Genomic DNA, 11,560 nt, shown 5'->3' with positions numbered 1-11,560 from the left:
AATAATAATTTCCCTGCTTTCATAATATTTGGTTTTAAACTGGTTCGATTTAAATTCAGGTGCTAAATTAAATAGAAATTGAACCTATGCCATCATCTGCTAGTTAATGTATATTTAAACTTTCGATAGTATTCATAAATTATTTAACAACCTAAAATCATTAGTTATTTTTGCGGAAATTCTCCAGCAAGGTGCGGACTTTCAGAGTACCTTCCACATAGTACCTGGCGCTTGTTTTTTTGATGCCTACTTTAACGGTAACGCTGTCTTCCGGAAGATCTTCAAACATATATTCATCTGTCCAGTCGTCACCAATTGCGAAAATAAAATCGTAATCTTTTCCTACCAGTTTTTTTGTAGAGGCCTTTCCTTTATTCACGCCGCTGCTCTTAATTTCCAGTACTTTATTTCCTTCCAGCACACTTAATCCGCGATTGGAAATAAGCTCTTTTAAAGTTGTACTCAATTCATTGGCACGAATCTCTCCTAGTTCAGGATCTGCTTTTCTGTAGTGCCAGGCCAGAGAATAATTCTTTTCTTCTATAAATGTACCTGGTGTTCTATCCACAAAATTTTCGATCACTGGACGAACGGCATCCATCCACTCACTTTTTACATTTTCTGAAAGTTCCCATTCTCCATCGATCTGTCTCATCCAGACTCCATGTTCAGAGATTAGTTCTACCGGTACATCCTTCCACCAGGTTCCTAAAGTGTCTTTATCCCGACCACTTATTAGTATGACATCTGTTTTGTCATCGGCATTCAGATCACGTATAAGTTCTTTAAGATCGGCATCAGGACGGGCGTTCTCAGGTTTGTCTGTAAAGTTTACTAGTGTACCGTCATAATCAATGAATAAAATCCTTCTTTCGGCTTGCTGGAATTTAGTCATGATCTCCTGTGTAATTTCAGAATTGATCTTGATAGACTGAAAGGACTCTCTGTTTTCTTTCGTAGATCTAAGAGACTTCATAAAGTCACCTGCCCATTTTTCTACACTATAGCGTCTCAATCGCTTCTGAAGCATTTTATTTCTTTCGATCTGTTCTTCCTTCGGCATTTCAAAAGCGGTTTTTAATGCTTCGGCCACCTGCTCGAAATTATTAGGATTAATGATCAGCGCTTCATTCATCTCATGGGCAGCTCCGGCCATTTCACTTAAAATAAGAACTCCTGTATGATCTGTGCGCGTTGCGATATATTCCTTAGCTACCAAATTCATTCCATCACGAATTGGTGTTAGCAAAGCAATCTCACAGGTAGTATAAAGGTCGATAAGGTTTTCAAAAGGCATGGAACGATAGAAATACCAGATGGGAGTCCAGCTTACGGTAGAGAACTTCCCGTTGATACGTCCAACAAGTTCGTCAATTTCTCGTTTCAGCCTTCTGTATTGAGGTACATTGGATCTTGAAGGGACAGCCAACATCACCAGCCGTACTTTCTCAATATACTCAGGATTCTTGTCAAGGAAGTATTCATAAGCTCTTATACGGTGTGCAATACCTTTAGTGTAATCCAGTCTGTCTATACTAAGTATCAACTTAGCATCTGGTGTAGATTCTAAATGATGATCCAGTCTTTTCTGTAATTCAGACTGGTCTGCAGAAGTACTTTCGTAATGATCCAGTGCAGCCTGTTCAAATTTCTTATAATCGATACCCATAGGGAAAGAATCTACTTTAACGATCCTGTCTGGAAGGGTGATCTGGTTAAAATCGACCTGGTGTCGCAAAATCCGGCTAACAGAACTTAAAAAATGTCTTTCATAATCATAGGTGTGAAAACCTATAAGATCTGCCCCAAGCATTCCCTGTAATACTTCATCTCTCCACGGAAGCGTTCTGAAAACTTCATAAGAAGGGAAAGGGATATGATTGAAGAATCCAATAATAGCATCTGGTGCCTGTTCTCTTACCATATTAGGAACCAGTAAAAGTTGATAATCATGAACCCAGATCACATCACCTTCTTTATAATGTTTTAGTATTTCATCTGCGTACTTTTGATTTACTTCCTTATAGGTATGCCAGTAATCATCGTCAGATTCGGTGTACTCCATAAAATAATGGAATAGAGGCCATATGGTACGATTACTAAAGCCATAATAAAAGCCGTCGATCTCATTGGCATTTAGATGGACGGCTACACAATTCTCTTCCCGGGCCTTTTGCTGAACTTTATTCTTCAGATTTTCGGGAATTTCCTCTTCGGTCATTCCGGGCCATCCTATCCAGATACTGTCTCCATCTTTATGAAATGATTTTAAGCCGGTTGCGAGTCCTCCCACGCTAGGTGTCACTTCGAGATGATCTTCAGAAATAGAAATTTGCAGTGGTAAGCGGTTGGAAATAATGATTGTTTTGCTCATAATTAATTATAAATGCCGTGGTCGCGAAATTGATTTTTATTAAATTTCCGAAAATCATTTAAGACAGCCATTGATTTATAAGATTTTTAAGATATATGGATAATCTCGACTACGGAATAATAAGCAATTGTAAAAGTGCAGCTTTAATCTCCAAAACAGGCTCCCTGGATTGGTGCTGTATGCCAAATTTTAACTCCTCTGCAGTTTTTGCAAAAATACTAGATGATGAAATTGGAGGAAGTTTTGAAATTCTTATAGGGGATGACTATAAGATTACACAGGAATATCTTTGGGAAACTAATATTTTAAGTACGGTATTCGATAATGGAACTGATGCTTTTCAGTTAATAGATTTCATGCCCAGGTATCCTCGTGAAGATGGATCTTATTATGCGCCACCAGATGTTATTAGGTTTTTCAGATTAATGAAAGGAGAACCAAAATTCAGTATTAAATATAATCCAAAACTGGATTTTGCAAGAGAGAAAACCTACAATGAGAATAAGGGTGATTATATAAAGAGTTTTACGAAGGAAGGTAAGTATGATTCTGCTTATCTATATTCAAGTTTGAACCTGAATGATATTCTGCAGCAAAAAGAGATCACTCTTACTGGAAATGCATATTGCCTTGTTGGCTATCATGAAAAACTGGTAGAGCAAACCCTGGACAGGTCTTATTTGAAATTCCAGAGAACAAAGGTCTACTGGATGAATTGGGCAGATAATACAACCAGATATACTCATTACGGGCAGGAGATTATGAGAAGTGCGCTTGTGCTTAAAGCATTGAGCTACAAAAAGTCTGGTGCTGTACTTGCCGCCGCGACTACAAGTCTGCCGGAAACAATAGGTGAGGAGCGAAACTGGGATTATCGTTTTTGCTGGATTCGTGATGCTTCCATGGTGATCAAGGTGATGGCAGGTCTGGGACATATAAAATCTGCCAAGGATTTCCTTCAGTTCATCATAGATATTATTCCGCATAAGGATGAGAAGATCCAGATCATGTACGGGATCAATGGTGAAAAGGAATTAACCGAACATATTCTAAGTCATTTAAAAGGTTATGAGGGATCCAGTCCCGTTCGTACTGGTAATGCAGCATATATTCAAAAGCAGAACGATATCTACGGTATTTTGATGGAAGTGATCTACCAGCAATTCCTGATGTTCGAAACTTCGCTTGAAAATTCTGAAGCACTGTGGACCGTGGTTCGTGGTATTGTCATGATCGTTGAAGAAAACTGGACGAAACCAGATAAAGGTATCTGGGAGCTTCGTACAGAAGACAGACACTTTGTATTTTCAAAATTACTTTGCTGGGTAGCTGTAGACAGAGCTATAAAGATTGGTGAGGTTCTGAGAATGGGAATTAACGATACCAAATGGATCGCATTAAGAGAAGAAATTTATCAGGATATCTATGAAAATGGCTGGAATGAGGAAAAACAGGCTTATACTCAATCCTATGGTTCGGCAGATCTAGATGCATCTACACTATTAATGCAACCTTACGGTTTTATTGAAGCAGATGATCCACGATTTGTGAGCACAGTACAGGCTACTGAACGGGAGCTTTGTGAAGACGGATTGATGTATAGATATAAAAATAACGATGATTTTGGGAAACCAACCTCGTCATTTACGATTTGTACCTTCTGGCTAATTGATAGTTTATATAAAATTGGAGATAAGAAGAAAGCTAAAGATATGTTTGATCAGTTGTTATCCTACAGTAACCATTTAGGTTTATTTAGTGAGGATATCGACTTCAAAACCAAACGCCTGCTCGGGAACTTCCCACAAGCATATTCACATTTAGCGCTAATTGAAACAGCTGCAAATTTCTCAAAAGGAATTTCTGCGGAAAACGCCTTGTTTCAGGATTAAGTCAATTCCTGATCTTTTTCTATACTTACCCGGGCCTTCGGAAGATGTCCCGGGTAATTTTTTTGTATGAAATCAAGCAATTTCTCTCTAAGGTGTACACGAAGATCCCAGGCTGTAGGTGAATTTTTTGCACTTACAAGTATTCTTAGCTCCACAGTCTTTTCCGAAGCATTTGTAACCTGAAGTACATTCACGTTACCATCCCAGAGAGATGAGTTGTTTAATAACCTTGTAAGTTCTTCCCGAAGTGGTTCTAAAGGCAGGCCATAATCTGCATAAATAAATACTGTTCCAAGTATGTCTGCGGAACTTCTTGTCCAGTTCTGGAAGGTTTTTTCAATAAAGTACGTTGTGGGAACTACCAGTCTTCTTTTATCCCAAACCCGAACCACCACGTAGGTAAGATTGATCTCTTCGATCCAACCCCATTCACCTTCAACGATCACGACATCATCCAGGCGGATAGGCTGAGTGATAGCGATCTGTATACCTGCAAGCAAAGTAGCAATAGCCTTTTGTGCAGCAAGACCTATAATAATCCCGGCAATACCAGCTGAGGTCAATACACTTATCCCGACAGAGCGTATACTTTCAACGCTCATCAAAGCAATTCCAACGGCAAGTATTACAATAATGAAAATCACAATGTTCTCAAGGATCATGTACTGTGTGTAAACCTTCCTGGCTTTGAGATTATCATCACTAGCCATATCGTACTTCTTGAGCATTCTTTTTTTAACTACTCTAAACAGTAAGATCAGAAACCAGGCAACACTTAGAATGATACCCACTGTACTAAGGTGACTAACAATTTCATAGGTGGCTTCAAACCTGAAAATTTTACTAATGATTGCTATTCTGGCAATAATAGAGGCTAGAAAAATCAATAATGGTAACCGAATCTTATAGGCGAAATTAACCGGAAGTATATTCGTTGGATTTTTACCGAGCTTCCTGATGATATAAAATGCAAGACCGAAACTTACCATTAAAATGACAAGCGCTGAAACGAGGTAAAGAAGTCCGCTTTTTTCCAATTCGAGCATAATTCAGATTTAGATATTCTAAAATTAAAATTTTGAACGCTTAGTTGCTACAGGTTTACAGAAGATTAACCTAAAACGTTTTAGCCTTCGTCATCCATTATCTTATCCTCTTTAACATCTTCTGAATTTTTATCATCGAGTACAACGCGCTCCCGTTTTAAATAAATTCCGTCTTCGAGTTCACTGATGTAACGCACAATATTTTCTCTAAGCTCGCAATGTAGCGTCCATGCAGTCGGAAAATCCCTGGCACTTACCAGGCATCGCAATTTAAGGTAATTGTGATCCATACCTGAGGCTTCAACAAGTGGCGATCTATCTTCATCACCATCCCAGTCGTCTGAAGCTTTTAATAACTCTGTAAACTTTTCACGTACTTTTTGAACGTCTACCCGATGATCTAAAAATAGTTCGATCTCCATAATATTCTGTGGGTTAGACATGGAAAGATTCTCAAAACTTTCAGTAATTACATCAGACAGAGGTATGACCAATCTCCTTAATTTGAAAGTATTAACGACCATATAAGTAAATGTGATGTCTTCCACGAAACCATATTCACCTTCAATAATAACCGCATCACCAATCTTTGCAGGACGGGTCAAAGCGATTTGAACGCCGGCGATAATATTACCCAGCGTACTCTGTGCTGCAATACCAACTACCACGGTGGCGATTCCTGCGGAAGCCATTAAAGATATTCCCAGTTTCTCAAGAGAAGGGAATTGTGAGAATATGACTGAAGCACCAATAATTACGATTATAAAAATAAATATTCTTCTACCTACAGAAATATAGGTCATCAAGCTTTTCGCTTTGCTATCTTCCTCGGTTCTTACATCGCCTACTTTTTCCACAGCAAAGAAGTCCATGATATAATCTATAATACGCATGATCAACCAGGTAAAAATTGGTATAAGGACAATTAGAATAAACGTATAAATACCTTTTGCGAGAGATCCGGTAAATGAAATTAGATTATTGAGTAATAAATAGAAAGCCAAAATTCCTATCGCGGCTCCTGCTGGAGATGCCAGCCTATAGGCAATATTCCGGATCCAGTAGCGATTCACACCAGAAAATGATTTTCTTATAATGGCACTAACTCCTTTCGCGATTAAATAGCAAATCAAGATAAGAAGCAGGGTTCCAAAAACTTTCCAGACTGGTATTCCCAGAACTTCGAAACTAATCCAGTCAGGGATCATTCTATCCAGTCTTCTGGGACCATAGGTTGTATATAGAGGTTCCGTATTTTCTACAGTTTGTGATGAAATAAGCCAGATTGGATGTTTATCTTTGTACTTCACACGTTGTACTCTAAAGCTTATATCACGATCGTCCAGCGTTGTAGTGCCAAATAATAGACTTCTTCTTGGTTTTCCCGCTACAGCCTTGTTTGTTGAGGTACTTACATCAATTTGTCCATCGGGACGATCAGGCAGGCCATCCCACCCAATAGAAATTCGTTGCTCAAGAACGAAATGTAGTTTTTCAGCAAGAATCGCTGCATCTGCTTTCGAAATATTATCAGGCAACAAATTAAAATTCATTGCATACAAAGCTTCTTCGTAATTATCGTTTCTGGCCTCTACTATAAAATGTTCCAGTGCAGCCTGTGGGGATTGCAGATTTATAGTGTTAGGAGGGAAGCCAATGCCGTCATTCCATTGTTGTGTTTGGTAGTAGGCATCTGCATATTCACCAATATCATTTGTGGCAACAGCGGCCGAGTCGCTAAGCACCGTCGCCTTACTAGGCAGTTTCTGATCTTTAGATTTGTTGTCTTCTGTTTCCTGCTGAAATGCAAATACCGTTTGCTGCAAAAATAGAATGGAAATACATAGCCACAAGTGGCGTAAAGAGCGGTTCATGAGTGATTTCTTTGGTCGGTCAACTAAGGTACTCAATTTTCGATTTTAAAAAAAGGGCCGGCTGATAAACGAAGAAAGCCACCTAAAAGGTGGCTTTCTGTGGTTATATTTTGGTTGATTAGTTTACGAAACCAGTTCTTGGTCCTCCATTAGCGAAAACTGTTCTCATACGAGCTTTCTGACCTTCAGAGAACATATACATACATGCATCATTAGTATAATCCATGTAGTTCATAGTCATATCTGTAGATCTACAGTTTACAGTAGGATAAGAAGGACAGCTGTAGTTAGGTCCATCAGAAGAAGGAGTATCTGCTACGAAGTCATCCTGTCTACATCTACCATCACCCCAGATGTGACGTAAGTTTAGGTAATGTCCTACTTCGTGAGTCGCTGTTCTACCTTTATTGAATGGAGCAGAAACGTATCCAGTTGTTCCAAAGTACTGAGGAGAAATTACTACACCATCTGTGGAAGCTGGTCCACCAGGGAATTGCGCATATCCAAGGATACCACCACCAATGTTACAAATCCAGATGTTTAAAGTATTAGATGGAGAAGTTGGAGGGTAGGCATATTTCATAGCATCACTAGTTCCCCATTCAGATCTTGAGTCACTGTATCTGTTTACTCCAGCAAGAGTAAAACTGATTTCTGAATCTGCAACCAATCCAGCAAATTCACTAGGAACATTACCTGCATCATTGTTTGAAGCTCTGAAGTCCTCATTCAAAACAGAAATCTGAGAATTGATTTGAGCATCAGAAATATTTTGCTGAGAGTTACTGTATATAACATGAACTACAACAGGAATATTTACAATTCCAAGATTATCACCTACTGGTGGCTCAGTGGTTCCTCCACCACCGGATCCTGGTTTGCCTTTACCGTTAGTACTTTTTGCTAAAATAGAACGCGTATTCTGTTCTACGTCGTACATTTTCTTGTGTAAACCTGGATTCTCATTTAATAAACGATTAAGGTTTCTCATTGAGTAACACTTCGTTTTGTCATCTTCAGTCTTTTTGCCGTCTGCCTCAGCATCTGTGTAAAGATAAAAATCACTCATGTCTACCTGAGCTACTTCCTGGTCAACACTGTTTTCTGTAGGATCTTGCTCACAAGAAGCAAATAGGAAGGCCATAGCTGCCATTCCAAGAAAAACTTTTTTCATAATGTTAAGTTATTGTTTGATTTAGAGCCAATATATCTAAATATTTAGAAACAATTAACTATTAAGCCATCAAATTATAACATTATTGAAACAAATATTATAAAAATAAGAAAGCCACCCGATTAGGTGGCTTTTTCTCAGTTTAAAAGAATGTTTCTAAAAACAGTATTTGTTCTCAGAAGTTAATTTCTCTGCGATGGTATTTCGAAGTGCCACAATATTAGGCAGATTCGTATACTTGGTATATCTCTTGAGACCCATAAGCATCATACGTTGCTCGTCTCCTTCGGCAAAAGAAGCAATTCCCTCCTTTGCCTTAGTATTCACAGTATCCACTGCATGGTAGAGATAAAGTTTAGCCATGGCGATCTGTTCCTTCTGAGTATCTACTCCAAATCTCTTGGCATTTTTCTCTGCTCTAAGAATTCCAGATTCAGCCATATAAACTTCTATTAGAATATCTGATGCAGCTAATAATAATTGCTGGTGTTCTTCTAATTGAGGACCGAATTTTTGAACGGCACTACCTGCAACCATCAAGAAAACCTTTTTCAGTTTACCGATCATTTCCTTCTCTTCAGCGAACAATTCAGAATAATCTGGTTTGTCCATGGAAGGAATTCCAGTAAGCTCATCTGCTACTTTCGTAGCTGGCCCTAGTAGGTCAACATGTCCTTTCATGGCTTTCTTAACCAGCATTCCTACAGATAACATCCTGTTGATCTCGTTCGTTCCTTCATAAATTCGAGCAATTCTGGCATCTCTCCAGGCAGATTCCATTGGTGTATCTGCAGAGAATCCCATTCCTCCAAATACCTGGATACCTTCATCTGCACAATTCTGAACATCTTCAGAACATGCAACCTTCAGAATAGAACATTCAATCGCGTATTCCTCAACACCTTTAAGTTCAGCATCTGCATGTGAACTACCTTCTTCCAGTCTAATATTTATACGATCTTCGATATTCTTAGCCGCACGGTAAGACGCTGCTTCTCCAACATATGCTGAAGTAGCCATCTCTGCAAGCTTGGATTTTATAGCTCCGAATTTTGCAATTGGTGTATTGAACTGAACTCTATCATTGGCGTATTTAACTGAAAGATCTGTCACACGACGCTGGGCGTCTAACGAAGCTGCAGCAAGTTTAATACGACCCACGTTTAACGCGTTCATTGCAATCTTAAAACCGTTTCCACGGTCTGAAAGCATATTTTCTACTGGCACCTTGGTTTCATTAAAGAAAACCTGGCGGGTAGAGGAGGAGTGAATTCCCAGTTTCTTCTCTTCCTCTCCAAAGCTAATACCATTACCTTCTTCGTTCTCTACAATAAAACCGGTAATGTTCTTATCATCTTCAATTCTGGTAAATACAATAAACACATCTGCAAAACCAGCATTGGAAATCCACATTTTCTGTCCACTAATGCTATAATACTTTCCATCTTCAGAAAGCACAGCTTTTGTTTTTCCTGAATTTGCATCAGATCCTGCACCGGGTTCTGTAAGACAGTAAGCTCCAAACCACTCACCAGTAGCTAATTTGGGTACGTATTTTTTCTTCTGCTCTTCGTTACCATATAAGGTGATTGGCATTGTACCAATTCCTGTATGTGCTCCGAAAGCAGTAGCCACAGATCCTGTAGCACCAGATATATAGTCACAAACAAGCATGGTAGAAACGAAGCCCATCCCTAAACCGTCATACTCTTCAGGTACCGCAACACCCAAAAACCCTAGTTCTCCAGCTTTACGCATTACCTCCTCAGTAAGAGCATAGTTTTTCTTTTCGAATTCTTCTTTATGAGGCCAGATCTCGCGCTCTACAAATTCCTGCACGGAATCACGCATCATTTTCTGCTCCTCGTTGAAATCTTCCGGCGTGAAAACGTCTTCACTTTTAGTTTCCTTTACAAGAAACTGACCACCGCGAAGAAGATCTTTTTTTGTTGTATCTGTACTCATTATAATTTTAATATTGACAGGTAACCTGCCTGTTAGTTAATTTACTAGTTTAAAAATTCGAAAACTCCGGCAGCGCCCTGTCCAGTTCCAACACACATGGTCACCATACAATGTTTATTCTTCAGGTCACGCTTGCGCATTTCATCGAAAATCTGCACTGAAAGTTTTGCCCCGGTACAACCAAGAGGGTGGCCCATGGAGATCGCTCCACCATTTACATTCAATTTGTCCTTGTCCAGTCCAAGTTCGCGAATAACTGCCAGTGATTGCGAAGCAAAAGCTTCGTTCAATTCGATAAGCTCCAGATCATCCTGTTTCAAACCAGCTTGTTTTAGAGCCTTCGGGATTGCATGAACCGGTCCAATACCCATAATTCTGGGCTCAACACCTACTGCAGAATAGCTTACCATTCTTGCTATCGGCTCAAGATTCAGTTCTTTAACCATGTCTTCGCTCATTACCATCACGAAGGCAGCACCATCACTCATTTGTGATGAGTTACCTGCAGTGACACTTCCGCCTTCCGCAAAAACAGGTCTCAATTTATTCAGAACTTCTACTGAAGTATCTTTTCTTGGACCTTCATCTTTATTTACGGTATAAGACCTTGTCTTCTTTTTACCGTCTTCAACATAAGTCTCATCGATGGTAATTGGAACTATCTGATCCTGAAAACGATCTTCCTGCTGAGCTTTAATCGCTTTCTGGTGAGAATCATAAGCGAACTGATCCTGATCTTCTCTGGATACATTGTACTTATTCGCTACCGCTTCCGCAGTAAGACCCATTCCCCAGTAATAATCTTCATTGCCGTTTTTGGCAACTTCATAATTAGGAACTGGCTTGTAACCTCCCATAGGGATGTAACTCATGCTTTCTGCACCACCTGCGATCACACAGTCTGCCATTCCCATCTGGATCTTAGCAGTTGCTATGGAAATTGTCTCGAGACCTGAAGCACAATACCTGTTAACGGTCATACCCGGAACATCTTCGATCTTCAATCCCATTAGTGAGATCAATCTACCTACGTTCAAACCCTGTTCTGCTTCTGGCATCGCATTACCAACCATGACATCATCGATACGAGTCTTGTCAAAATCTGGCAACTTATCCATCATATACTGGATGGTTTCTGCAGCAAGTTCATCAGGTCTTTTAAATCTAAAAACACCTCGGGGAGCTTTCCCAACTGCTGTTCTATATGCTTTAACTATATATGCTGTTTTCATTTT

The 11,560-nt window shown here is 39.4% G+C and carries 7 protein-coding genes; 1 reads left to right on the top strand and 6 read right to left on the bottom strand.

What is annotated here, in order from left to right:
- Nucleotides 1-160 precede the first annotated feature (160 nt).
- On the bottom strand, nucleotides 161-2,374 hold the full coding sequence (locus ACNKXS_RS12785; protein WP_417921176.1) for a bifunctional alpha,alpha-trehalose-phosphate synthase (UDP-forming)/trehalose-phosphatase: 2,214 nt from the start codon (nucleotides 2,372-2,374) through the stop codon (nucleotides 161-163).
- Between the two features lie 95 nt (nucleotides 2,375-2,469).
- Here ACNKXS_RS12785 and ACNKXS_RS12780 point away from each other — a divergent pair, with 95 nt between their 5' ends.
- Nucleotides 2,470-4,266: a glycoside hydrolase family 15 protein gene (locus tag ACNKXS_RS12780; protein ID WP_417921175.1), complete on the top strand. Its 1,797-nt coding sequence runs from the start codon at nucleotides 2,470-2,472 to the stop codon at nucleotides 4,264-4,266.
- Here ACNKXS_RS12780 and ACNKXS_RS12775 read toward each other — a convergent pair.
- The 5 genes from ACNKXS_RS12775 to ACNKXS_RS12755 form a co-directional block, all read right to left on the bottom strand.
- On the bottom strand, nucleotides 4,263-5,312 hold the full coding sequence (locus ACNKXS_RS12775; protein ID WP_417921174.1) for a mechanosensitive ion channel family protein: 1,050 nt from the start codon (nucleotides 5,310-5,312) through the stop codon (nucleotides 4,263-4,265). The two genes, ACNKXS_RS12780 and ACNKXS_RS12775, sit on opposite strands and share 4 nt — an antisense overlap.
- An 80-nt stretch (nucleotides 5,313-5,392) precedes the next feature.
- On the bottom strand, nucleotides 5,393-7,222 hold the full coding sequence (locus tag ACNKXS_RS12770) for a mechanosensitive ion channel family protein (protein WP_417921173.1): 1,830 nt from the start codon (nucleotides 7,220-7,222) through the stop codon (nucleotides 5,393-5,395).
- 82 nt (nucleotides 7,223-7,304) lie between these two features.
- The gene (locus tag ACNKXS_RS12765) at nucleotides 7,305-8,360 is read right to left on the bottom strand and encodes a zinc metalloprotease (protein ID WP_417921172.1); all 1,056 of its coding nucleotides are present in this window, start codon (nucleotides 8,358-8,360) and stop codon (nucleotides 7,305-7,307) included.
- A gap of 156 nt (nucleotides 8,361-8,516) precedes the next feature.
- Nucleotides 8,517-10,325, bottom strand: a complete 1,809-nt coding sequence (locus ACNKXS_RS12760; protein WP_295179311.1) for an acyl-CoA dehydrogenase family protein — start codon at nucleotides 10,323-10,325, stop codon at nucleotides 8,517-8,519.
- A gap of 44 nt (nucleotides 10,326-10,369) precedes the next feature.
- Nucleotides 10,370-11,557, bottom strand: coding sequence for an acetyl-CoA C-acyltransferase (locus ACNKXS_RS12755; protein WP_417921255.1), 1,188 nt, complete (start codon nucleotides 11,555-11,557; stop codon nucleotides 10,370-10,372).
- Between the last annotated feature and the right edge of the window lie 3 nt (nucleotides 11,558-11,560).

Source organism: Christiangramia marina, assembly GCF_048285865.1.
Lineage (GTDB): Bacteria > Bacteroidota > Bacteroidia > Flavobacteriales > Flavobacteriaceae > Christiangramia > Christiangramia marina.
Note: the sequence above shows the minus strand (reverse complement) of the source record. Positions and strands in the feature narration are given on the sequence as shown.